Annotated in this window: 22 protein-coding genes; 6 read left to right on the forward strand and 16 right to left on the reverse strand. The window is 41.1% G+C overall.

All coding sequences use genetic code 11. The annotated features are described in order from the left end of the window. Positions 1–14: 14 nt before the first annotated feature. The 3 genes from QTN47_RS22320 to QTN47_RS22330 all read right to left on the reverse strand — a co-directional run bounded on the left by QTN47_RS22320 (position 15) and on the right by QTN47_RS22330 (position 4,146). Complete coding sequence (locus tag QTN47_RS22320; RefSeq protein ID WP_369331653.1) at positions 15–1,073, reverse strand: DNA polymerase beta superfamily protein; 1,059 nt, start codon at positions 1,071–1,073, stop codon at positions 15–17. Beyond that, complete coding sequence (locus QTN47_RS22325; RefSeq protein ID WP_369331654.1) at positions 1,015–1,827, reverse strand: nucleotidyltransferase domain-containing protein; 813 nt, start codon at positions 1,825–1,827, stop codon at positions 1,015–1,017. Before QTN47_RS22325 ends, QTN47_RS22320 begins: the two co-directional genes overlap by 59 nt. Positions 1,828–2,616: 789 nt before the next feature. After that, complete coding sequence (locus QTN47_RS22330) at positions 2,617–4,146, reverse strand: TROVE domain-containing protein (RefSeq protein ID WP_369331655.1); 1,530 nt, start codon at positions 4,144–4,146, stop codon at positions 2,617–2,619. Positions 4,147–4,364: 218 nt separating this feature from the next. Between QTN47_RS22330 and QTN47_RS22335 the strand changes: the two genes are divergently transcribed. Further along, positions 4,365–5,390 carry a helix-turn-helix transcriptional regulator gene (locus QTN47_RS22335; RefSeq protein ID WP_369331656.1) on the forward strand — a complete coding sequence of 342 codons (1,026 nt, stop codon included), beginning with the start codon at positions 4,365–4,367 and terminating at the stop codon, positions 5,388–5,390. A gap of 8 nt (positions 5,391–5,398) precedes the next feature. Here QTN47_RS22335 and QTN47_RS22340 read toward each other — a convergent pair whose 3' ends face one another. Continuing rightward, positions 5,399–6,331, reverse strand: a complete 933-nt coding sequence (locus QTN47_RS22340) for an AAA family ATPase (protein WP_369331657.1) — start codon at positions 6,329–6,331, stop codon at positions 5,399–5,401. A gap of 563 nt (positions 6,332–6,894) precedes the next feature. Between QTN47_RS22340 and QTN47_RS22345 the strand changes: the two genes are divergently transcribed. Continuing rightward, complete coding sequence (locus QTN47_RS22345; protein ID WP_369331658.1) at positions 6,895–7,617, forward strand: SDR family NAD(P)-dependent oxidoreductase; 723 nt, start codon at positions 6,895–6,897, stop codon at positions 7,615–7,617. Between the two features lie 399 nt (positions 7,618–8,016). On the opposite strand, the gene QTN47_RS22350 is transcribed toward QTN47_RS22345, so the two are convergent. From QTN47_RS22350 to QTN47_RS22380, 7 genes are all read right to left on the reverse strand, one after another. After that, positions 8,017–8,313, reverse strand: a complete 297-nt coding sequence (locus QTN47_RS22350) for a metal-sulfur cluster assembly factor (RefSeq protein ID WP_369331659.1) — start codon at positions 8,311–8,313, stop codon at positions 8,017–8,019. Between the two features lie 2 nt (positions 8,314–8,315). Beyond that, a complete protein-coding gene (locus QTN47_RS22355) occupies positions 8,316–8,756 on the reverse strand; it encodes a SufE family protein (protein WP_369331660.1) in 441 nt (146 codons plus the stop codon). A gap of 224 nt (positions 8,757–8,980) precedes the next feature. Continuing rightward, positions 8,981–10,207: an aminotransferase class V-fold PLP-dependent enzyme gene (locus QTN47_RS22360; protein WP_369331661.1), complete on the reverse strand. Its 1,227-nt coding sequence runs from the start codon at positions 10,205–10,207 to the stop codon at positions 8,981–8,983. Positions 10,208–10,258: 51 nt separating this feature from the next. After that, positions 10,259–11,599 (reverse strand): Fe-S cluster assembly protein SufD, encoded by a 1,341-nt coding sequence (gene sufD / locus QTN47_RS22365; RefSeq protein WP_369331662.1) that lies wholly within the window; start codon positions 11,597–11,599, stop codon positions 10,259–10,261. Positions 11,600–11,605: 6 nt separating this feature from the next. Beyond that, the gene (sufC, locus tag QTN47_RS22370) at positions 11,606–12,376 is read right to left on the reverse strand and encodes a Fe-S cluster assembly ATPase SufC (RefSeq protein WP_369331663.1); all 771 of its coding nucleotides are present in this window, start codon (positions 12,374–12,376) and stop codon (positions 11,606–11,608) included. A gap of 234 nt (positions 12,377–12,610) precedes the next feature. After that, complete coding sequence (gene sufB, locus QTN47_RS22375) at positions 12,611–14,113, reverse strand: Fe-S cluster assembly protein SufB (RefSeq protein ID WP_439100192.1); 1,503 nt, start codon at positions 14,111–14,113, stop codon at positions 12,611–12,613. Beyond that, a complete protein-coding gene (locus tag QTN47_RS22380) occupies positions 14,070–14,396 on the reverse strand; it encodes a HesB/IscA family protein (protein ID WP_369331664.1) in 327 nt (108 codons plus the stop codon). Before QTN47_RS22380 ends, sufB begins: the two co-directional genes overlap by 44 nt. Before the next feature lie 224 nt (positions 14,397–14,620). Here QTN47_RS22380 and QTN47_RS22385 point away from each other — a divergent pair, with 224 nt between their 5' ends. From QTN47_RS22385 to QTN47_RS22400, 4 genes are all read left to right on the forward strand, one after another. After that, entirely contained in the window at positions 14,621–15,271 is a 651-nt protein-coding gene (locus tag QTN47_RS22385; RefSeq protein ID WP_369331665.1) for a helix-turn-helix transcriptional regulator, read from the forward strand. A gap of 96 nt (positions 15,272–15,367) precedes the next feature. Further along, positions 15,368–16,372 carry an MBL fold metallo-hydrolase gene (locus tag QTN47_RS22390; RefSeq protein WP_369331666.1) on the forward strand — a complete coding sequence of 335 codons (1,005 nt, stop codon included), beginning with the start codon at positions 15,368–15,370 and terminating at the stop codon, positions 16,370–16,372. Positions 16,373–17,081: 709 nt separating this feature from the next. Beyond that, on the forward strand, positions 17,082–17,750 hold the full coding sequence (locus tag QTN47_RS22395) for a FadR/GntR family transcriptional regulator (RefSeq protein ID WP_369331667.1): 669 nt from the start codon (positions 17,082–17,084) through the stop codon (positions 17,748–17,750). A 39-nt stretch (positions 17,751–17,789) separates the two neighbouring features. Next, the gene (locus tag QTN47_RS22400; protein ID WP_369331668.1) at positions 17,790–19,031 is read left to right on the forward strand and encodes an MFS transporter; all 1,242 of its coding nucleotides are present in this window, start codon (positions 17,790–17,792) and stop codon (positions 19,029–19,031) included. 177 nt (positions 19,032–19,208) lie between these two features. Here the strand turns inward: QTN47_RS22400 and QTN47_RS22405 are convergent, their stop codons facing one another. The 5 genes from QTN47_RS22405 to QTN47_RS22425 all read right to left on the reverse strand — a co-directional run bounded on the left by QTN47_RS22405 (position 19,209) and on the right by QTN47_RS22425 (position 23,446). Then, positions 19,209–19,694, reverse strand: coding sequence for a YeeE/YedE family protein (locus QTN47_RS22405; RefSeq protein ID WP_369331669.1), 486 nt, complete (start codon positions 19,692–19,694; stop codon positions 19,209–19,211). A 72-nt stretch (positions 19,695–19,766) separates the two neighbouring features. Next, the gene (locus QTN47_RS22410; protein WP_369331670.1) at positions 19,767–20,324 is read right to left on the reverse strand and encodes a YeeE/YedE family protein; all 558 of its coding nucleotides are present in this window, start codon (positions 20,322–20,324) and stop codon (positions 19,767–19,769) included. 150 nt (positions 20,325–20,474) lie between these two features. Next, positions 20,475–21,863, reverse strand: coding sequence for an MBL fold metallo-hydrolase (locus QTN47_RS22415; protein ID WP_369331671.1), 1,389 nt, complete (start codon positions 21,861–21,863; stop codon positions 20,475–20,477). 29 nt (positions 21,864–21,892) lie between these two features. Continuing rightward, entirely contained in the window at positions 21,893–22,693 is an 801-nt protein-coding gene (locus QTN47_RS22420) for a sulfite exporter TauE/SafE family protein (RefSeq protein ID WP_369331672.1), read from the reverse strand. Between the two features lie 108 nt (positions 22,694–22,801). Further along, positions 22,802–23,446, reverse strand: a complete 645-nt coding sequence (locus QTN47_RS22425; RefSeq protein WP_369331673.1) for a Crp/Fnr family transcriptional regulator — start codon at positions 23,444–23,446, stop codon at positions 22,802–22,804. Between the last annotated feature and the right edge of the window lie 71 nt (positions 23,447–23,517).

Here is a 23,517-nt window from a genome sequence, read left to right on the forward strand (position 1 = left end):
AAACGGGTACGCATTTAGTTGTATAGTATCTCTCGCATATTTACCAGCAATTGTTCCGCCAGATTTGTGTCTGGTTGGTCAGGTAGTGCTGATGTTTTGAAAGCGTCTTCTATTTTCTGCATAAGATCATTTGCCATCGATAAAAGATCCTCATAATCAAAATCTCCGGCTTTAATAGCAAGGAGCTCATCTCTGTTTTGTCTTCTTACATGTATGGTTTTGTATAAGGCTATTTCTTCTGCCATTTGCAACAAGCGTATGGTATGCATCATGTTTTTTGCATCATAAGGCTTTCCGTGTTTTTGGTTAGTTAGATAGCGTTCGTCATTTCTTTTTCCTACCCAATCCCAATACTCCTTATAATCTTTACAGTAGATTGAATATGCTTCTGCATTAAAGAATAAGTGCGTCTTAACTTCTTCGCCTTTAGGGACAGAGGACAGGCAAACTTCATTCGCCATCTCACTACTTACAATTCCGCGATATTTATGTGAGAACTTTTTATCATAATACAAAGCATAAACACCTTTGGTATGCGCGATATTAACAAGGCCACAATTTTCCTGTGAGATGTTTTGCTCTTTCAGCCATTCCTTTAAAGGCATCGATCCGTTACCCGCTAGAACATGACAGAAGTCTAATACAGATTTTCTTTCCAGCTCTACCGGATTTACAATTTTCTTTTTAAGTCCGCGTGCTTTTTTTATTTGCGCCACTGCATATCCACCGAAAGTTTCCTTGCACATTTTTGACAGGAATATTTCCTGTTTTATCTTATTCATCATAGGATGCTGTTGCAGTATGCAATCTTTCGGGCTTGAAAGTAGTTCCAGGATGTTCGGGTTGTTTTTTTGTAATAGCTCTATAAATCTCCCGAGCTCATAGTAAACTACATCATTGGTTTTGTTACTGACTTGCGGTATGTAAGTTGTGCCATAAAATTTGTTTTTGGGCAAATAATAAACACCCTTTATGTCAGTGTCTGATTTTTCTGTTGCCAGCCCATATGCCCTGCTACCACTTACACATTCCAACAGTATCAGATCGTCTGTTTTTAAATCGTTGATTGTCATTTTCAGCTATTGTTTCAGTGAAAAAATCGTTTAATGGTTTAGGATCGAAATATTCTTTTGGCAAATGAGCTGACGCATTCATGCAATAATCAAGCTCAAGGAATATATAGTTTAAAAGGTTTCCATTTATTTTAACCAGCTGACCTTCATTTGCTTTGGCTTTTATTCCGATAAGGATAAAAACCAGCTTGTGTACGTCTTGCGGTAAAAGATCCATTAATGGAAACATTTCCATCGGTGCGATGCACTTACGTTCAAGGCACCATTTTGCCGCGAGCAATGGCCTCAGGATATAAAACAGCTTTTTTATTTTTATCTCTGCATCAGCAGTTATACTTTCAAGCGCGCCTCTTGCGATGCCAAGATAATGATGAATATTTTTACGCTGATTGAAATACAGCGCACACAATTCAAATAACGCTTGTTTAAAGTCTCCTTTCTCAAAATATATAACTGGCGATTGTAGCCACTCAAAAGGAGTTGTATTTGAGTTTAATATTAGTCGGAGTGCCTTTTGCAGATCCCAGCCATAGATGTCCAGATCGTTATTGATTGGAAAGCTAAGTTGATCTGCTTTTGGCACTATTGATAAATAAGATGACTGCGAACGTGCATATATGAAACGCACATCATAGTCGCTATCGGGCGACGCAAATCCCCAGCCTCTGCTGCCGGATTCGCAGGCATACAATATTTCTATACCGTTTTCTTTTTCTATCTCTTGCAGCTTACTTAGTATTTCTGCTCTCATCATTTTCAATTTTAGTTTTGTCTGCCCATAAACTCAAGTCTTTTACATGTAAACAGAAGCAAGGCAACAATTCGAAAAGAGGTTTCTTTATAATGCTCTAACCAGCTGAGCTATCGTGAGACTTATTGCATCACGAGCAGGGTTCGAACCTGCGACCCTTATATTTGGTTCGAAGTATCTCTTTTCTACGGCACTTGCCTGGGTTTAAGGCCAGTTAAAGATGTAAGGTAAAATGCGAATAAAGTACGTGGTGCGCTACCGATTACGCCATCATAGACTATAGTCCATGAACAGGATTCGAACCTGCAACCTCCCGATCCTAAGTCGAAGTAACCCTATTCTACGACACTTACAATATTGTTATTATATAGACCTTGTTTGATAAAATATCCGGGTAAAAAATGAAAAGGCACTTTTAAATTTGCTCTACCAACTGAGCTACAATGCTTGTAAGACAATGGCAGGATTCGAACCTGCGACACAATACTCGAAGAAATCCTTTTCCACGACACCAGATAATATTTTAAAAAAATCAGGGCGATGGATTGCAAGAGTGCCAGAGGGATTCGAACCCTCACTGCCGTAAGGCTTTCAACCGTCGAAGTAGCTCTTGCATACGGCACCTGAAATAGTATAGCAGAGTAAATGCGAAACGGGTAATGGGGCTGCACCCATTGCGGATCACGCTATTCCTCCCCTTAATGGTGCGAAGTAACCCGTTTCTACGACATCCGTTTTTATCTTTCAAAGTTCTTATCAATAGGTGCGCTGCCATATTGCAACGCACCGCATCTAAATTTCTATTTTTTCAATTACTTCAATTGCATTCGCTCCGTTTTCCATTGCGTCGATTACTTCAAACACCTTATCGTTCCAGCCTGCAATCAAATACACGTCGTGTTGTTCAATTCTCAAAGGTGCATTGCCATGTCCTGCAAGGTCGAATACATACAGTTTTGCTTCGGGGGCTATTTTTTTGTAGATACTCCATTGATAGCTTAATGTGTTTTCACCGGCTTGGTTATTTGTTTTGCTGTCCCACATCTGAATGTCGGTAAACAACATTATTTTGTTCGCCTTATACCGTCTGGATATAAGATCTTTCAACACCAAAAATCCATTCGTTGAGTAACCAACTTCACCCTCTCTTTTATAGAAAGCGTCAACATTAGCCAGGATGCCCGTTGAAGGCAAGGATACTATTTTCCATCTATCACCAAACATGCCGCTTATTACATTGTCGCATTTAGATTGCAATAACATTCCGAGCAATAAGCCGATGTCATACAGCAATATTTTGCTCTTTGCAGAAACTGGCGTTTGCATTGAGCCAGACACATCACATCCAATCACAACTTTAGTATCAAGCTCGAATCCTTTCATGTTTTTAACACTTAATCGCAATCCCTTCTCCAACGCCTTCATAACGTATGATGTATAACCTGAATTGACAGCTTTCAATTCTCTGTAGGCGGCCAGAAATCTAAACGGAAGTTGCTTTGAATTAGCTACGGCAATGCTGGTTGTTAAGTACTCGCATACCGCTTTTATATGCGTTTTGCTTACTTCGCATTCCAGTATATTTCTCAGGTTTCTGAGGATCGCCATATAACCAATCCTTTTGCTATCTATCAATTCCTCCCATTTTACTCTGACAGCCTCTTTCTTTGCCTTTTCTGTTTCGAACTTTTGCTGGCCAAGTGCAGATAATTCGGTTTCCCATGTGTAAGGTATGGCCAGCTCGTCGGCGGCTATTTTGTTGAAAAGCATTTGCTGAGCTTCGTCTTTGGCTCTTGGGTGAACAAGAAACAATACGTCCCTCAATTTTACCGCGGCGTTTCTATTATACTTCGCAAACTGGTATTCATCGAAGTTGTTGAATGATGCTGCTAGTCCTTTTTGTATTTGTTTAGAAACTTTGTTCAGTTTTTTGATTCCTTTCCTGTCGTTCGCAATTTGATAATAGGACAGCATTTCCGTTATCTCATCCGGTCTCTTTACAATTTTTTCAACCGTTTTTCCAACAAGGCCATCGCCTGTATGAATTTTTGCAAGCTCAGTTGCCAAAACCACCGGTGCGGTACGCAAATTCATTTCTTGCCTGGCATATACCGCAAGTTTTGCAACGAAGGTTGCGTTAACTTTTGGCATCAGACTTTTGATCCTGTCCAGCGTGTTATCTGCGTTTTCGTAAAACCCGTCATTAAGCATGGTGGTGGCAATAGCAGAATAGAGTTCCATTTCAGGAGTCAAAGTATAAGCTTTAGCACCCTCATGGTTTACTGTTGCCATTTTGTCTTTAGTTCTGAAATTGAATCTCATAAAAACTGTTTTCTCGTTTTGACATAGCAAAAATGCATGGGCCACTGCGCAGCAGATTTGCGCAGTTGAAAATATTTTTGAAAAGGGTTGATAAATGCTTTACTGTAAAGGGTTGTAGCGTGAAAATATTTTTTCTGTAGAAAATATTTCCTCGCCCTGCGCAGATGTATTGCGTAGATATTTTGAACTTCTTTACATTTGAACGATAGATTTATAAAATGGCAATAAATAAACTTGCATTAATCCGCTATAAAACAATAGATGACTGTCTGAGAAATCGCAGGAGAAAATGGACGCTTGAAGATTTGATCGACAAGGTATCGGCCGTTTTATATGAATGCGAAGGCATAACTACTGGTGTAAGCAAAAGAACCATTCAGGCGGATCTTCAGTTAATGCGTAGTGACAAGCTGGGTTATAATGCGCCAATTGTAGTCACGGACAAAAAATATTATTCCTACGACGATATAGCTTACAGCATCACCAACGCACCGGTTAACGATGCTGATATTGACAAAATGAAAGAGATTGTTGGTGTATTAAAGCAATTTAACGGGTTCAATTATTTTGATGAAATGAGCGAGTTGATCGCAAGGCTGGAGAATAATTTATATACTTCAACCAGGCAAAGCCGGAATTGTATTCAGTTTGAGGATAACAAGCTCTTAAAAGGCTTGCACAATATTACGCCGCTTTATCAGGCAATTTTAAATGAGCGCGCTTTGCTGTTGGAGTATAAATCGTTTAAGGCCCAGGATTCACAGCAAAAGATCTATTTTCCATATCTTTTGAAAGAGTATAGAAACCGGTGGTTTTTAATAGCAAAACCCAAAAAAGGAAACCTGCTGATTACACTGGCACTGGATAGGATCATAGAATTTCAGGAATTGCCCAACGAGAAGTTTGTTGCCCATGACGGTGTGGATTTTGAACGGTACTTCGACGATTTGCTTGGTGTGACTAAATCTGAGAAAGATCGTGCATTTAAAGTGATCTTGCATGTGAATAAATATCATGCTCCTTATATACTCACGAAACCTCTTCATAAATCGCAGGTGATTTTGAAAGAGGATGAAAGCGGCGTTATTATCCGCATTGATGTGGTGTTGAATTTTGAGTTGGAAAGAGAAATTCTGGGCTTTGGCGAATGTATGAAAGTATTGGCGCCGAGAATTTTACAGGGTAGAATAAAAAAGCGGCTCCTGAAAGCCGCTGATGCATATGGAGATGATAATGCAGATTAATTTGGATATTACGCCCTCCTGAATCCGATAATTTCAACCTGTTTAGGCTGGTAAGTGCGTTCATTGGGGTTAGTAATCTCAGCGATGGTCATAGGCTCTGTTATTCGTTTAGCAAAGCCCAAATGATCGCTGAGCTTTTGTGCTTTTTTGACTCCCAGCTTGCCGAACTCATACCTTGCTATCAGTCTGCCCTTGCGCATTAACGCCTCATCAATCAACGTTATTGAACTGTTGAAAGTGCAGACAAGTTGCACATTAAGAAAGTCCGATAACAAACCATCGGAAATGTTCAACAAATTGGACACAGATGAGCTGTTGTTCGATTTTCTGTCCATAATAATATTTTCCGCATCCTCGATCACTATTACGCAGTTGGGATTTTCGATCAACAGATCCATAAACTCCGGGTTCATCAGATTGCCAGCGACACTGGGAGACAAAAACAAAATTTTCTTTTTGATCTTACCAATCAGGTAACGCAGATAAGTGGTTTTGCCGGTGCCCGGCAATCCATGCAGCAATACGATGCCCTTATCCTGTTTTTTATTGAGCCTTTTACGTATGATGTCATCCACATCTTTGAAATCATCTTCGTAATACAGGTCAATATCAAGTTTTGTGCGTTTAATTTCCATCGGTTTTAGATCGAAAGAAGAACGGTTTTGAACAATCAGATTTATTTCCAACGGTTCTCTGCGTTGCTTTTCCTTGAATTTGTTGCAAAGCGTAACAAGATCATTTATAAAATTTGTGTTGATCCCGTTATGCAATATTTCGCAATAGTCTTCATCTATATCGAGGATGATCTGATTGTTTAGCACTATGAGTATCTTGTCAAATTCAAAACCCTTTTTCTTTCTCCTGTACCATCTGTAAACATATTCGTTCCTGATAAGCGAGGCATATTTTTTTTTTGATCTCCTGATGCAATTTTTCGCCATCAATGTGACCAATGTAATCCTGGCACGGCAATGCATGAAAGCATTGCAGGTACAGGATATTTCTATCTATATAATTACTGCCAAACACACCATTTGCATTGAGCGTGGTTTGGGTAAACAAATTTTCCATAATAGTCTTAAATAGTTGTAATAGCTTAAGGCATTGCAATATCCCATACTCGTCATTGCTGGCAATACCATGCAATTGCCAGCAATGACAGAGCTGGCTACATAATTTGTTGCTTTTAAAGTCGCAGATACATAAGCATTCCTGGTCAACGATATTGCACGCGAGATCGTCTCAAGGCTTTGCACTACACACTGTAAAAATTAAATTAAAGCTGAACAGAATTGTTCTCTTGTAGTCGTTTCGGTTTATATATTCACAAGAAGTAACATAGATGTAAGTTTAAAGGGTGCAAAGGTATAGTTTTTTTGAAACAGCGAAAATAATTTTCATTTTGATGCGCGATGCAGATGAAGTGCATGACTAAAGAATGGATTGTAAATGATTTTGCTGAGCCGGTTTATGGCTTATTTTTACTCATCTACTTTTTAATTGCATGAACAAAACCATTCTCATTCTCGGTGCTAATTCAGATGTAGCAAAAGAATGTATTCAGCTATATACCAGCGAAGGAAATTATGTAATAGCAGCATCCCGCAGCACGGATGCTTTGCATGAATTCGTTGCTCAGCGAAATATTGATAGTAATAAAATAGCAATTCTATACTTTGATGCGGTAGATTTTGACAGTCATCAACCATTCTACGATGCGTTGCCGACAAAACCTCATATAGTTCTATATGCAGCAGGATATCTTAAGAATAATGAGGAAGCATTACGTAATTGGCAAGGCAGCTTTCAAATGATGAAAGTGCATTATTGTGGTGCAGTATCCATCCTGAATATTATTGCAATGGATGTCTCGAATGATAAACTCGAGCGCATTATAGGATTATCATCATTATCCGGTGTGCGCGGACGAAAAAGCAATTTTGTCTACGGTAGTACCAAGTCAGCTTTCACGCAATACCTGGCAGGATTGCGTCAATATTTATTTCCAAGAAAGATAAAAGTAAATGTTGTTGTGGCCGGATACATTCGCAGCAAAATGACCGCTGGATTAGATCTTCCTGAATCTCTCATGCTGGAACCTTCATTCATCGCCAGAGCTGTCGTTAATGCTGGCAATCAATTCACCATTGTTCCAGGATTTAAATGGAAGATGATCTATCATATTTTAAGATTAATGCCGGAGAAGCTTGTTGCAAAATTACCGTGATCTCAATGTACGATGTACGATGTACGATGTGGGAGAAGGCGTGAGGCTGAAGGACAAGCATGTGAGAGAAAGTACGAATTACGAGGTACGAAGTACGAGGGTGCAGCAGCTCGTTTTTTCTTTGAGCTGGTTGATGCCTTAAATAATTTCAGTGTCAAGTAAAATAGTGTTGTTTTCCCGCTCTGATAAGCCTCCAGCCTTCGCAGCCTTACTATATCGCTTGTAGCGATAAAAAAAATCGCCGGAGGCGATCGCTGACTATCTCCAAAGTCTTCAAAAGTCAATAAAACAAAACCGCGCAGCCAAAGCCACGCGGAAATTATTTTTGGAATAAAAATTTTTGAAAATAATCGTTACCCATTCGCTTCAATCAGCTGATAGCTGATAGCTGACAGCTCCCTACAGCCACCCCAACTCCAACTTTGCCTCTTCACTCATCATTTCTTTATCCCATGGCGGATCGAATACCAGGTGGATGTGCACATCATTCACGCCCTCAATTTCCCGGATCTTTGATTCGGCGTCAAAAATTATTTCATTGGCTGCGGGACAAGCCGGTGCAGTCAGCGTCATAGTTACAGTGACGTTGTTGTCTTCAACCTTGATGTTATACACCAATCCAAGATCATACACATTTACGGGAATCTCGGGATCGTAGACGGTCCGCAATGCTTCTTCAACTTTATCTCTCAACATGGTTAACCGTTATTTTGGGTGTTTAATTCTTTTACCTGGTAAGCAACGGCATAAGCTTTCATTTGCTTCAGCATAGAGAGTAGTCCGTTAGAACGCGTAGGAGAAAGATGACTGTTAAGGCCAATTGCATTCACAAAGTACAAGTCCGAATCGGCAATCTCTTTAGGTGTATGCTCAGATAAAACCTTTATCACCATGCTGATCAGTCCTTTTGTAATTATGGCGTCGCTGTCTGCAGTAAAAAACACTTTGCCATCCTTATATTCAGAATGTAACCAAACCCTCGACTGGCAACCTTTAATCAGGTTATCATCAGTTTTATATTGATCATCGATTAACGGCAGTTCCTTTCCTAACTGAATAATCGCTTCATACTTATCCATCCAGTCGCCGTATAATTCAAACTCTTCTATTATTTCGTCCTGTTGTTCGTTGATTGTCATTGTAAAGCTTTGAGCTGCCAGCTATTAGCTTTCAGCCATGAAAAGTCAAAATTCAAAAGTCAAAAATCAAAACTTCATTGTGCGGTCAGTATTCAATTAAATAACCTCGTTTTAGCGGTTCAAAATCTTCGTTAGAAACTTCCCTCATTCGCACATTCGCAAATTTTCACATCCGCACATTCTCCTGCACATTTCATTTTCAATTTTCAATTCTCCATTGTCCATTAACTCAGCATCATCACCGCCTTCTCAATTCCCGCAGCCAGCAGATCCACTTCCTCTTTCGTATTGTAAAAAGCAAATGATGCTCTAACGGTACCCGGAATGCCGAAGAAATCCATAACAGGTTGCGTGCAGTGGTGTCCCGTTCTTACAGCGATGCCTTGTTTATCAAGAATGTCGCCCGTGTCAAAAGGATGAATATCTCTTACAAGAAAAGAAACGAGGCTGGCATGTTCTTTTGCATTGCCTATAAAACGAAGACCATCAACTTCCGACAATTTCTTCATGGCATATTTCAAAAGCTCATGTTCTGCCTGCTGGATATTTTCCAGTCCGAGGTTGTTGACATAGTCAATCGCTGCTGAAAGACCAATGGCGCCGGCAACATCGGGTGTGCCTGCTTCAAATTTGTAAGGAAGATCGTTGTAGATTGTCTTCGCAAATGTTACGGTTTTAATCATGTCGCCTCCGCCCTGGTAAGGCGGCATTTTGTTCAGCCATTCTTCCTTTCCGTACAAAACGCCAATCCCTGTCGGTCCGTAAATTTTATGTCCGGAAAAAGCAATAAAATCAACATCCAGCTCCTGCACATCAATCGGCACGTGCTGAATAGCCTGGGCCACATCCAGCAATACCGGAATATTTTTAGCATGGGCCTGGTTGATAATTTCTTTTACCGGGTTAATAGTGCCAAGTGAATTTGAGATATATGTTACTGAAACAATTTTTACTTTATCTGTCAACAAAGAAGCAAATTCATCCATCAGTAATTCCCCGTTTGTATTCATCGGAATTACTTTTAAAACAGCTTCTTTGTCCTCACAGATCATTTGCCAGGGAACAATATTTGAGTGATGTTCCATCGCCGAGATCAATACTTCGTCTCCTTTCTTTAAAGCCAGTTTTCCAAAACTGCTTGCCACCAGGTTAATGCTCTCGGTAGTACCGCGTGTAAAGATCACTTCGTGGTCATGCTTGGCATTAATAAAAGACGCCACTTTTTTTCTGGCTGCTTCATAAGCTTCTGTTGCAACCTGGCTCAGCAAGTGTACACCACGGTGTACGTTGCTGTTGTATTCCTTGTAATAATTGTCAAGTGTTTCCAGCACCTGCACAGGCTTTTGCGAAGTAGCTCCGTTATCCAGGTATACCAGTCTTTTCCCATAGACTTTAGCGTCCAGTATGGGGAAGTCTTTTCTTATCTCTTCTATATTTAATTCTGCACTCATAATATATCTGTTATAACGGTTAGAAAAATTGTTTACGCAAACTCGGTTCCGTTAGGCCCTTACAGAAGCCGAAGAAAGTTTGCTGTAAATAAGCTGTTGCACGTATTGCTTAACTGCTTCATTGTCTATTTTTTCTGTAACATCGAATGCGAAAGCCTCAACCAGCAATTTTCTTGCGGCGGTTTCGCTAATGCCTCTCGAACGCAAATAGAACAATGATTCCGGGTTAAACTGTCCGATTGTACAACCATGACTACATTTTACATCGTCTGCAAAAATCTCCAGCTGAGGTTTTGCGTACACCTGCGCTTTGTCGCTCAGCAATAAATTGTTGTTTTGCTGGTATGCATTTGTTTGCTGTGCATCCTGCGCCACAAAAACCTTTCCATTGAATACAGCTTTACCCGTATCCATAATTACACCTTTATATAATTCGTTGCTTTGGCAAGATGGGTGCAGATGCTGAATCGCTGTATGATTATCTGTCAACTGATGATCAGCTACCAGGTATAAACCATACAAATGTGTTTCAGTGGCGGTTCCGTTCAGCGATATTTCCAGGTTGTTACGCACCAGGTCGGCGCCCGGAAGTGTACAGGTGAAATTGTCGTAACGGCTGCTGCGTTGCTGATCCACATGATTGTAATGAAGCCATCTTTCATTATTGTTATGGCTCTGGATTGTATGATGAACCAAGTGTGCATTTTCCTGGATCAGCAATTCAAGCACACTGTTCGTCAGGGTAACGGTCTCATCTTTTATGCCGGCGCTTCTTTCTATGATTTCAGCTTTGGCATTTCTGTTAACCACTATAAAATGTCTTGGCTGAAAGAACGCGTCTTTATCAGAAGTATATAAATGAAGAATCAGCAGCGGTTTATCAAGCACACTATTCTTCTTCACTTCAACAAAATAACCGTCAGAGAAGAATGCCGTATTTAAAGCAACAAGTGCATTCACACCAACATGACTATTATTGCTGATATGGTCAATAAAGAAGGATTCGTTGATGATGTTGCGCAATGGCTGAACGGTCACCAGGTCTTCTGTCGGTAAATCAGACAGGTCCATGCGGATGCTGCCATTTACCAAAACAAGCTGGTAAGTATCCAGTCCTGGTATCTTCTGTTCATTGATGGCCTGCTGCAGGCTATCGGTATCAATTCCGGCAGGGTGCACATCAAAGCTTAAATCAAGAAAGGGAACCAGGTTGGTAAAGCGCCAGTCTTCTTCTTTTATAGAAGGAAATCCTTTTGCTCTGAATATAGAAAATGCGTTGTTCCGTAATTGTGTTAAACGGTCACTGGCTGCAGTGTCCTGAGTAAACTGATGCTTCGTCTCAAATTCGTCTGCCAGCCTGTTATAAAAAGATGTTGCCACTTGTGTTGCCATAGTAAATTATTGGGTAGATGATGCGTGAACAGGAGTTTCTTCTTTGAGCCAGTCATAGCCTCTTTCTTCCAGTTCAAGCGCCAGTTCTTTAGTACCGGATTTTACAATTTTTCCATCGTATAAAACATGCACCACATCAGGCACAATATATTCCAGCAAGCGCTGGTAGTGTGTGATAAGAACAAATGCATTGTTTGCTGCACGTAATTTATTTACACCGTTAGAAACAATGCGTAAAGCATCAATATCCAGCCCCGAGTCAGTCTCGTCAAGAATATTTAATTTAGGTTCCAGCATTGCAAGCTGAAAGATCTCGTTACGCTTTTTCTCACCACCTGAAAACCCTTCATTTAAAGAACGGTTTGCCAGTTTGGCATCAAACTCTACCAGTTGTTGTTTTTCTTTCGTCAGCTTCAAAAATTCCTTCGCTGTTAATGGCGGCAGGTTATGATATTCGCGAATCTCGCTAAGCGCCGTTTTAAGAAAGTTGATGTTTGACACACCAGGAATTTCCACCGGGTATTGGAATGCCAGGAAGATACCTTCTCTTGCGCGTTCTTCCGGTTTCATATCCAGCACATTTTTACCATCAAGCCACACTTCACCTTCGGTTACTTCATAGTTTTCTCTTCCTGCCAGTACTGAAGCAAGAGAACTTTTACCTGAACCATTAGGTCCCATAATTGCATGCACTTCTCCCGCATTCACCTGTAAGTCTATTCCTTTCAGGATCTCTTTGCCGTCAATATTTGCATGTAAGTTTTTTATTGTTAACATGTCCGTAATAAAATTTTTTAGCTATCAGCTGTCAGCTATTAGCTATCAGCTTGTTTATATTTAGAATTATGTTCGTCCTATTTAATGCCTTTTGTAGATCCTGCGTCTATTATGTCGTACATTGTTATCTGCCTGTGTCTTTTAAGATCAATTACGTTGTTGCACCTAACGCACTTCGTACTTCGTAGCTCGTACTTTGCACCACATCATACATCTAAAATCGTACATCGTACATTACCCCACGCTTCCTTCCAGCGTCAGCGACAACAGCTTCTGCGCTTCAACCGCAAACTCCATCGGCAGTTGGTTCAATACTTCTTTCGCATAGCCATTTACAATCAGTGCTACTGCTTTTTCTGTATCAATACCACGCTGGTTAAGATAGAAGATCTGATCTTCCCCAATTTTGGATGTGGTTGCTTCATGCTCTATTGTTACCGTGTTGTTTTTAGATTCAATGTAAGGAAACGTATGGGCGCCACAGCGGTCGCCGATCAGCAATGAATCGCATTGCGTGAAGTTGCGCGAATAGTTTGCTTTGTTGCCCACCTGAACTAAGCCACGATAGCTGTTTTGTCCCTGGCCTGCGGAAATACCCTTGGAGATAATTCTGCTTTTGGTATTTGCGCCAATATGATGCATTTTGGTACCGGTGTCCGCGATTTGTTTGTTCTTCGTCACAGCTACGGAATAAAACTCACCGACGGAATGTTCGCCAATCAGCAACACACTTGGATATTTCCATGTAATGGCAGAACCGGTTTCAACCTGTGTCCAGGATATTTTAGAACGGTCACCGCGACATGCACCTCTTTTTGTAACGAAATTGTATATACCACCGTTGCCTTCTTTATCGCCCGGATACCAGTTTTGCACGGTTGAATATTTGATCTCGGCATCTTTCAATGCAATCAGTTCAACCACTGCAGCATGAAGCTGGTTCTCGTCGCGCATTGGTGCGGTACATCCTTCCAGGTAACTCACATAACTGCCTTCATCTGCGATGATCAGGGTACGTTCAAACTGGCCGGTATTTTCTGTATTTATCCTGAAGTAGGTAGAAAGCTCCATCGGGCATCTTACACCTTTAGGAATGTACACGAACGAACCATCAGAAAACACGGCTGAATTGAGCGATGCAAAAATGTTGTCTGAATGTGGAACTACACTACCCAGGTACTTTTGTACCAGCTCAGGATGATGTTGAACAGCTTCGCTGATGGAGCAGAAGATGATGCCCAGCTTATTCAGGTGCTCTTTGTAGGTTGTTGCAACGGAAATACTGTCAAATACAGCATCTACCGCAACGCCGGCCAGTGCTTTTTGTTCTGATAAAGGAATGCCCAGTTTTTCGAATGTTTTTAACAATTCGGGATCCACTTCATCAAGACTGTTGTACTTAGCTTTTTGCTTTGGTGCGGCGTAGTAAGATATTTTCTGATAGTCTATCTCCGGCATTTTAAAGTTCTGCCAGTGCGGCTGTTCCTGTTTCAAAAAAGCTTTAAAACCTTTCAGGCGCCATTCCAGCAACCAGTCAGGTTCATTCTTTTTTGCAGAGATCATGCGCACAATATCTTCATTGAGCCCCGGAGGCGCAATTTCCATATCAATATCGGTCACAAACCCATATTCATATTCGCTGTTTGCAAGCTGTTCTAATATATTGTTATCGTTATCCATAATTTCTGTAAAATTATACGGCAAAACTTTCGCCACAGCTACACGTTCTGCTGGCATTGGGGTTATTAAAAAACAAGCCTTTTCCATTCAGGCCACCTGAATAGTCTAGTTCTGTACCGTAGAGGTATAAAAGGCTCTTCATATCCACCACTATTTTAATGCCTTTGTCCTCAAAAGTTTCATCGCCGGTGCGCAGGGCGTCATCAAATTTCAATTCATATTCCAGTCCCGAACATCCGCCGCCTTTTACTCCGACCCTTACAAAATGATTTCCTTCGGGAAATTGTTCCTCCAAGAGTCTGCTGATAAATGTTTGTGCATTCGATGATACTGTGATCATATTATTCAATTTAAGTATCAATAATCCGCCAAAGAGAAAAATACCGAACCTGGGTTGTAGAGAGATCTGTAATTGTACCTGCTGTTAGTGATAACAACAAAATTCAGGCAAAGTTTCAGAAAAGAAGGCAACAAATTAAAGTTATCATCATTGTTTTGCCGTCGTATTTTTTACTTTGTGCATTGCCAAAATTACTACCTTCGACTAATAAAACAAGTAAAAACTTGGAAAATCATTTTAACAGGGCATACACAACACTCAGTCAAACAGGCGAGCGTTTTCTTTATGTGATGAAGACGAACGGCCCGCAGTCCGCAGCAGCGCTGGCTAAAGCGGCGGGCATTACTGTAGAAGGGGCCCGTTTACAATTAGTTAAATTAACGGAGGATGGCTTTGTTATTTCACAATCGGTGTCAGCCGGGGTGGGCAGGCCAACCATGCAATACAGTTTAACACCCAGGGGTTTTGCTTATTTTCCTGATGCACACACTGACCTCACTGTCCAATTGTTGCAGACGATTCAGGGGGTTTTGGGCCCGCAGGCTGTGACTTCTGTTTTAAATGAAAGAGAAAAAGCACTTGATAATAAGTATGCCGCCGAAATAAAGCAGGAATTGCCATTGGAAGAGAAACTAACCAGCCTCGCACGGGTAAAAACGCAGGAAGGTTATATGGCTGAGTGGAGAAAGGAAAATGATGACTATCTTTTCATAGAAAATCATTGCCCTATATGCATGGCTGCAAAACAGTGTGCTGGATTGTGCGAAGCGGAACTAAATAGTCTGAAAAAAGCATTGGGCAATGGAACTAACATTGAAAGAACAGAACATATAATTGATGGTTCACGCCGGTGCGTTTACATTGTAAGACAGTAAGATCGTAAGACAGTAAGACAGTAAGACAGTAAGATCGTAAGACAGTAAGATCGTAAGACGGGTAAGAGAAGGCGGCCATTGCAAAACAACAGAGATATGGCTAAGAACAGGGCACAAAGAATAGTACGTTCGCCAAATTACAAACAGGGATCTTTCCAAAACATTTCTCTAACACCTGTGATGGCAGAAAATGCCAACTATTACAAAGTGTTGAAAGAAGCGATCAGGCGCCCGGGATCGGTTCGTCCTTCTAAAAAACTCCCTTCAATAAAAACAGATCTCCGCTCAATACATTCAGAAAAACCGGTAATTGTCTGGTTTGGACACTCCTCCTATTTTATACATGTTGCAGGTACTAATATTTTGGTTGATCCGGTTTTGAGTGGTCACGCTTCTCCTTTTAAATTCATGGTGAAGGCTTTTGATGGAACGGATATTTACGAGACGGAAGATTTTCCTCCGATTGATATAATGTTGATCACGCATAACCACTATGATCACCTGGATAAAAAGATCATGCAGAAAATGATGCCTGCCACCAAGGCTTTTTACACATCGCTTGGTGTGGGTGAGGATTTGGAAAAATGCGGGATTGATCCGGAAGCTATTCACGAACTGGATTGGTGGGAAACTGTGACGGCTAGTGATGATACAAAAATTACAGCGACGCCTGCACGCCATTTTTCCGGTCGTGGCCTGAAGCGTGGTGGATCTTTGTGGTCGTCATTTGTATTGCAGATAAAGGGATATAAGATCTATATAGGTGGCGATTCTGGCTATGATGAGCATTTTAAAAAGATAGGGGAGAAGTTTGGTCCGTTTGACATTGCAATGCTCGAGTGCGGACAATACAATCCCGCCTGGCCTTACATACACATGATGCCTGAACAGACAGTGCAGGCCGCAGTTGATCTTCACACAAGACTATTGCTACCGGTGCATTGGGGAAAGTTTGCACTGGCCAACCACCCATGGAACGAACCCATTGAAAGGGCATTAAAAGCCGCCGGGGAAAAACATATAAATATTACCACCCCGAAAATTGGAGAACCGGTTGTGATTGGAGAGGAGTACCCGAAGAGTGAGTGGTGGAAAGTGTGAGAGCAAGTACGAGGTACGAAGCCTGCCCGCATTAGTACATTCAGGCGGGTACGAAGTACTTAATTCGAGCAGCTTATTTTTTTGCAGCATCGTAAAAGCCCAATATTCCTCTTGTTCAAATAATTTATGGGCAATCCCGAAGGGATGAAATTATTATAGACCAAGAACGTAAGTCCTCACCAAACCCTGAAAGGGTGACATTATTATAGCCTAAAATATATAGCAGCAGTAAACTCCGAAGGAGTGACATTATCGCCCTTCGCTCTGCTATATTATTTATGTCAGTTTATTGGTTCCTTAATCGTTTGTCGTTCTATAATGCCACCCCGTTGGGGTTAGTTTGTATGTGCTCTATTTTCTATAAGAATGTCATCCCTTCGGGATTTATTGCAATTTGACGGGTTAAATGCGGATTTTTTTTAGCTTGGAGTGTTCAGTTCGGTTTGGTTGAATTTTATGTTTTTGCAACAGCGTAAAAAGCCAATGTCCATTTTATAGCGATGCAACGATTCTTCAATGATTCCGATAAAGGCCTTTTCAAATTTATGAACGTCCATAGTAATCAGGAGTTTTTTTATCAACGTCTCAACGGAACGAGAACCTGTTTCACCTAAATACTTCGTAACTCGTACCTCGTACTTTGACTCGCAGGATCTCACAAAAAAAGTAACCAGTCCCAATTTATCCCTATCTTTAATCATCAGATGATATGATGAATTCGATAAAATCACCATTAAAACGAAAGAGCCTGGCGGACGAAGTTGCAGAAAGGCTGCAGCAGGATATCAGCGCTGGCAATTATTCTATCGGCGAAAAATTGCCAACGGAGCCGGAGTTAATGCAGCAATTTGGCGTGGGGAGATCTTCAATAAGAGAAGCGGTGAGAATATTGGCGAATGCTGGTTTTATTACGGTTCAACAAGGGCTTGGCACTTTTGTGGCGTCAAAACAGGCAACCAATGATGCGCTCGCTAAAAAGATGCAAAAGGCTCAGTTTGAAGACTTGAATGAAGTCCGTTCGCTATTGGAGGTGAAGATTGCAGGTAAGGCGGCTTTAAAGCGCACTACTGCCGATATAATACAAATGAAGGCCTTTCTAAAACAAAGGAAGATTGCTGGCAAACAGAATAAACCTGAAGCATGTATTCAGGCAGATATTGATTTCCATACAAGCATAGCTGTCGCATCACAAAATGAGATCCTGGTTGAATTGTATAAAACTATTGCAACACATCTTAAACAATCTTTCATTGAGCGGTATAACGACACTACTGCTTTTGTGGAAACACAAGGTTTGCACGAATCACTTTTGCAGAGCATCATTGATAAAGATGAAAAGAAGGCATTTGCCTTTGCTACACGGATAACAACACGTTGATTTTTTAAAACATCTGATGATTAGACCTATAATTAACACATGATGAAAAATGTAATTGAAAAAGAAGAAATTGAAGTATCACAACAATTGGTGCACAACACGGTGTTCCCGGTATTAATTGCATTGAGTTTTACACATTTATTAAACGATACTATGCAATCGCTGATTCCGGCAATTTATCCGCTGGTAAAGGATTCACTGCGATTGAACTTTTCACAGATTGGTTTAATTACGCTTACTTTCCAGCTGTCCGCTTCTTTGCTGCAACCGCTGGTTGGATTGTATACCGACAAACGCCCACAGCCATTTTCTCTCGCAATCGGAATGAGCTTTACATTGGCGGGACTTGTTTGTTTATCGCTGGCCAATAGTTTTCCGCTTGTGTTGGTTTCAGTTGGGTTAGTTGGTGTCGGCTCCGCGGTATTTCATCCTGAGGCATCAAGGTTAGCGTATATGGCTTCGGGCGGGAGACACGGCATGGCGCAATCCCTGTTCCAGGTAGGCGGCAATGCCGGAAGTTCTTTGGGGCCACTACTGGCTGCGGCAATCATTGTTCCGCTTGGTCAGTTTCATGTGATTTGGTTTTCACTTGTAGCACTTCTTGCGATTATCGTGATGCTTAAGATCAGTCAGTGGTACAAGAAGAATACGCATCGCATAAAGCCCAAAAAAGCTGCGGGCACAACAACTCATATGCAACTATCCAAAGGCAAAATAACATTTTCCCTTGCCATTCTTATTGTGCTTATTTTCTCCAAGTACTTTTATATGGCGAGTATCAGCAGTTATTATACATTCTATCTAATGGATAAGTTTCATGTCACTGTTCAGCAATCGCAGGTGTATTTGTTTGTTTTTCTTTTTGCTGTTGCTGCCGGTACATTTATCGGCGGTCCGTTGGGTGATAAGATCGGTCGAAAATATGTAATCTGGTTATCCATATTAGGCGTCGCCCCGTTTGCGTTACTCATGCCGCATGTTAATCTTTTCTGGACTTGTGTGCTCAGCGTATTCATTGGTGTAATTCTTTCGTCTGCATTCTCAGCTATTCTTGTCTATGCACAGGAACTCGTACCCGGGAAAGTGGGAATGATTGCGGGCCTGTTCTTTGGACTTGCATTTGGTATGGGCGGCATTGGATCTGCGTTGTTGGGTAAACTGGCTGATAAAACAAGTATCAACTATGTGTACCAGGTTTGCTCATTTTTACCGCTGATCGGATTGCTGACAGGGTTCTTGCCTAATTTGGAAAAGGGAAAAAGAGCTATGCAAAAAGCTTAATGATTTGGAATAATAATAAAAAAGCCTGAAGCATAGATGCGCTTCAGGCTTTTTATTGATATGATTTGCTATTTGTGTTTTGTAAACTGGATAATGAGAAAAGCAGGAGGAGACACAGAGTGCACAGAGTTGCTCCCGGCAATTCATTGTCAATTTTCAATTCTCCATTTTCAATTATCAATGCGGTAATTTGTTTCGTATTTTTCCATAAACCCATGTGCCCGCAATCGCACTGAGTAATGTAATTGCTACTACAGTTGCGCCGGCTCCAACCTGTGCGAATAATGGCCCGGGACAAGCACCGGTCATGGCCCAGCCAAATCCAAACAGCAGGCCGCCATAGATCTGTCCCTTATTGAATTTTTTTGTGTGAAAAACAATGGGCTCGCCGTAAATGGTTTTGATCTTCAATTTTTTGATCAGGAATACAGAGATCATTCCCACTACTACTGCGCTACCTATCACACCATACATGTGAAAGGATTGCAGGCGAAACATTTCCTGTATGCGGAACCAACTTACAACTTCCGATTTAACGAGAATGATCCCGAAAATTACACCGGCTACCAGGTATTTGATATTGTGATACCATTTATGTTGTAATGCACTTTCATTAATGCAAATCGTATCTAAAGAACGTACTTCAAAATCTGTATTTTCCATTTTATCCTTTTAAGTGAAATTTCAATTGAAAAAGCTTAAAGCCTAAAGCGCAAAGCTTAAAACTTCAGTCCCTTATAATCTAAGTATTACCGGTAGTATTAGGTTAGCCATGATAAATCCACCGGCCATAAAGCATATAGTAGCTATCAATGAAGGCCATTGCAAAGTGGATAATCCCATAATTGCGTGACCGCTTGTACAACCTCCTGCATATCTTGTTCCGAAGCCTACGAAAAATCCGCCGACTACCATTAACAAAATACCTTTCACTGTAAATAGACTATGCCAGCTGATGATATCCTTTGGAACGAGTGAACTATAATCTGTAATACCATATTGTGTCAGTTCAGTTGCTAATTTAGGATTCACCACAACCGGATTGGGATCTGCAAAAAAGTTTGCAGCAATCATACCGCCGAAAAAAATGCCCAGAATAAAAAACAGGTTCCATATTTCTTTCTTCCAGTCATATTGAAAGAATGGAATTTTTGATGGCAGACATGCAGCACAGATATGCCGTAATGACGATGAAATACCGAAAAATTTATTGCCGAATATTAGCAATACCGGCACCGTTAAGCCAATGAGCGGACCTGCGATATACCAGGGCCATGGATTTGAAATAGACATATTAATTAATAGTTGACAATTGAAAATTGATAATTCCAGCCTGACTGAATCGTTCGGCAGGGAAAATTAACGATGAATTACTTATAACTCCCAGGTTTTTGAAGATGACCATAAGTAGCTTGCTTCATCAACGTACTTCTAATTTCGTACTTATTTATCGTTTGTTGTTGGAATATTTGTCTGGCTGATTGTGCTGAAACCTCCTTTTACCTCTGTGAAGTTTCTATAGCCGCGCGCCTGTAATATGCTTGCCGCCATCATACTCCTGTAACCTCCGGCACAATGAAGATAAAAGTGTTGAAACGGATCAATTTTATTTATCCAATCATTTATGTTTGCAAGTGGTTTGTTGGTCGCATTTTGTATGTGACCGTCATCGAATTCACTCTCTTTGCGCACGTCAATGATCTTTGCACTTGGTGAATATTTTCTGTTTAGCTCATCAGCATCAATTTGTTGAATGCTATCCACTTCTTTTCCTGCCTTTAACCAGGCTTCAAAACCACCCTTTAAATGTCCGGCAATATTGTCAAATCCAACACGACTTAACCTTGTTACAACTTCTTCAACTGTACCAGGATCTGATACCAGGAGCAATGGTTGTTTAACATCAACCACAAGTGTCCCAACCCACGGTGCAAAGTCTCCGTCAATTCCTATATTGATGGATTGAGGGATGAATGCTTTTGCAAATGCACCAGCACTTCTTGTATCAATTACCAGTGCTCCGGTACTTTCTGCAATTGTCTCGAACTCTTCTGTAGATAAAGCGGTCAGGCCGCGGTTTAACACGTCGTCAAATGAGCTGTAGCCTTTTTTATTAAGCGCCACATTTAATGGAAAATAGGCAGGCGGAGGTAGCAATCCGTCTGTCACAGCTTTTACGAATGATTGTTTATCAGGTTGATTCAATGCATAGTTTGTTGCTTTTTGATGACCGAGCGTATCAACGGTTTCTTTTAGCATATTCTTACCACAGGCAGAACCGGCACCGTGTGCAGGATAAACAATGATGTCATCACTGAGTGGAATTATTTTATTCATCAGGCTGTCGTACAGCATTCCGGCAAGATCTTCTTTGGAAAGATTGTCTGCTTTCTGCGCCAGGTCAGGGCGGCCTACATCTCCCAGGAAAAGTGTATCGCCGCTGAAAATGGCGTGTTCTTTACCCTGTTCATCAATCAACAAATAAGTCGTGCTTTCCATCGTGTGACCCGGTGTGTGTAATGCCTTGAGGGTTACGCTGCCAATCCTGAACTCCTGGCCATCTTTTGCGGTGATGGCATCAAATTCAGGCTTTGCCGTTGGTCCGTATATGATAGATGCGCCTGTCTTTCTGCTCAGGTCCAGGTGGCCCGAAACAAAGTCTGCATGAAAATGCGTTTCAAAAATGTATTTGATCTTTACGCCATCTTTATTTGCTCTGTCAATATAGGGCTGAACTTCGCGCAGCGGATCTACAATTGCAGCTTCTCCTTCTGAAGTAATGTAATAAGCACCTTGTGCCAGGCATCCCGTGTATATCTGTTCTATATTCATATTCCTTCTATTTAGGTTATTGGATCTTTTTATAACGTAACAATAGGTTTTAATTCTTCAAACAAAATGATCGTTGCCAGTACCAAAACAAATACGCCAAATCCTTTTTTCAGTTTTGTGCCATCTGCTTTTTTTGCAATCAGCTTGCCGATAGCAATGCCTGCTAACGCAAGCAGACTAAATGGCAATAAAAAATGCCAGTCCGGATGTAGCCCATTTTCCAGGTCTCCGGCAAAACCTGATAAAGAATTGATGGCAATGATCAGCAACGATGTATTGATAGCAATTTTTGTATCAAGTCCGGCAAACAGAATCAGTGCCGGGATAATTAAGAAGCCGCCGCCGGCCCCAACCAAACCGGCCAGTATTCCCACCGCTATTCCGGAAATAATCACAACTGCATAGTTAACAGAAACACTGGTTGCGTCTACCTTTTTCTCCGGTCGTATCATCGCAATGCCTGCTACCACCATGAAAACCGCAAACAAAAGCATTAAGCCATTTGATTTTGTTATTTCAAAACCGCCCAACGAAAACCAGTATGCCGGTAACGCGGGCAACAAAAATTTTCTGGTAATAAATACGGTAATAAATGATGCTATTATGAACGATAAACCTGTCTTGAAATCCACCTTTTTTTCCAGTGCCGAAATGCAGCCGCCAAATAACGAGGTAGTTCCGACTATGAATAAAGAATACGCCGTTGCTGTTGCCGGTTCTATTCCCGCAAAGTACACAAGTACAGGCACCGTTAGTATGCTTCCTCCTGCTCCGATGAGACCAAGCGAAACGCCAATAAGTGATGCAAGAACAAAGGAGAGGATCATCATTTTCTTTCGTATTGATTAACAATACAAAGTTCCATAAATGAATCTGCCCCTACGGTTACTTTTGTTACATAGCGTTTTTGCTCAAAATAAAATGGATCGGGATCAGGCTCATTTGCCGGCAGCAACTTCGTCAGATAATTCAATTTTGTTGCGTCCGAGTGAAACTTTACCGGCTTCCTCCAATTGTTTGAGTAATCTCGATACCACAACTCTCGCGGTGCCCAGTTCGTTGGCCAGCTGTTCATGTGTAATGGAAAGGGTATTGCTCTTTGTAAGTGCGGCCTTTTTGTGGAGGAGCGTGAGAAGACGTTCGTCAACTTTTTTAAATGCAACAGCATTTACTACTTCCAGCAATTCTTCAAATCTCTTGTGATACAGCCGGAAAATATAATCCAGCCATTGCGGATATTCTTTAATGAATTTATTTACATGATCAATTGGCAAAAACAGTATTTCTGCATCTTCTTCCACAACGGCCCGTACTTTACTCGTTTCCTGGTGCATGCCACCCAAAAACGACATAATGCAACTTTCTCCGGCCTTTATGTAATACAATAATATCTCTCGCCCCTCTTCATCGGTGCGCATTACACGGATGCTACCTTTTGCTACAATTGGGATGGCTCTGACATATGCATTCTCCTGAAGAATAATATCTCCTTCCTTAAATTTTTTGATCATGCTGTACTCATAAAGCTTTTCCCTGAGTTCAGGAGAAGACTGAAACGCCGGCAAACTGTTTACATGGTCCATCCTGCAAAGTTAGCAACCGTTGTTGGGATGTTGTTTTAACGAAATGAAAAACTCAATTCCTACTGACATAA

This window comes from Danxiaibacter flavus (assembly GCF_041060425.1).
Taxonomy (GTDB): Bacteria; Bacteroidota; Bacteroidia; order Chitinophagales; family Chitinophagaceae; genus Danxiaibacter; species Danxiaibacter flavus.

Coding starts and splice junctions, on each gene's coding strand:
- QTN47_RS22320 (WP_369331653.1), bottom strand. CDS start 1,073: ATGACAATCAACGATTTAAAAACAGACGATCTGATACTGTTGGAATGT.
- QTN47_RS22325 (WP_369331654.1), bottom strand. CDS start 1,827: ATGATGAGAGCAGAAATACTAAGTAAGCTGCAAGAGATAGAAAAAGAA.
- QTN47_RS22330 (WP_369331655.1), bottom strand. CDS start 4,146: ATGAGATTCAATTTCAGAACTAAAGACAAAATGGCAACAGTAAACCAT.
- QTN47_RS22335 (WP_369331656.1), top strand. CDS start 4,365: ATGGCAATAAATAAACTTGCATTAATCCGCTATAAAACAATAGATGAC.
- QTN47_RS22340 (WP_369331657.1), bottom strand. CDS start 6,331: ATGGCGAAAAATTGCATCAGGAGATCAAAAAAAAAATATGCCTCGCTT.
- QTN47_RS22345 (WP_369331658.1), top strand. CDS start 6,895: ATGAACAAAACCATTCTCATTCTCGGTGCTAATTCAGATGTAGCAAAA.
- QTN47_RS22350 (WP_369331659.1), bottom strand. CDS start 8,313: ATGTTGAGAGATAAAGTTGAAGAAGCATTGCGGACCGTCTACGATCCC.
- QTN47_RS22355 (WP_369331660.1), bottom strand. CDS start 8,756: ATGACAATCAACGAACAACAGGACGAAATAATAGAAGAGTTTGAATTA.
- QTN47_RS22360 (WP_369331661.1), bottom strand. CDS start 10,207: ATGAGTGCAGAATTAAATATAGAAGAGATAAGAAAAGACTTCCCCATA.
- sufD (WP_369331662.1), bottom strand. CDS start 11,599: ATGGCAACACAAGTGGCAACATCTTTTTATAACAGGCTGGCAGACGAA.
- sufC (WP_369331663.1), bottom strand. CDS start 12,376: ATGTTAACAATAAAAAACTTACATGCAAATATTGACGGCAAAGAGATC.
- sufB (WP_439100192.1), bottom strand. CDS start 14,113: ATGCCAGCAGAACGTGTAGCTGTGGCGAAAGTTTTGCCGTATAATTTT.
- QTN47_RS22380 (WP_369331664.1), bottom strand. CDS start 14,396: ATGATCACAGTATCATCGAATGCACAAACATTTATCAGCAGACTCTTG.
- QTN47_RS22390 (WP_369331666.1), top strand. CDS start 15,368: ATGGCTAAGAACAGGGCACAAAGAATAGTACGTTCGCCAAATTACAAA.
- QTN47_RS22395 (WP_369331667.1), top strand. CDS start 17,082: ATGATGAATTCGATAAAATCACCATTAAAACGAAAGAGCCTGGCGGAC.
- QTN47_RS22400 (WP_369331668.1), top strand. CDS start 17,790: ATGATGAAAAATGTAATTGAAAAAGAAGAAATTGAAGTATCACAACAA.
- QTN47_RS22405 (WP_369331669.1), bottom strand. CDS start 19,694: ATGGAAAATACAGATTTTGAAGTACGTTCTTTAGATACGATTTGCATT.
- QTN47_RS22410 (WP_369331670.1), bottom strand. CDS start 20,324: ATGTCTATTTCAAATCCATGGCCCTGGTATATCGCAGGTCCGCTCATT.
- QTN47_RS22415 (WP_369331671.1), bottom strand. CDS start 21,863: ATGAATATAGAACAGATATACACGGGATGCCTGGCACAAGGTGCTTAT.
- QTN47_RS22420 (WP_369331672.1), bottom strand. CDS start 22,693: ATGATGATCCTCTCCTTTGTTCTTGCATCACTTATTGGCGTTTCGCTT.
- QTN47_RS22425 (WP_369331673.1), bottom strand. CDS start 23,446: ATGGACCATGTAAACAGTTTGCCGGCGTTTCAGTCTTCTCCTGAACTC.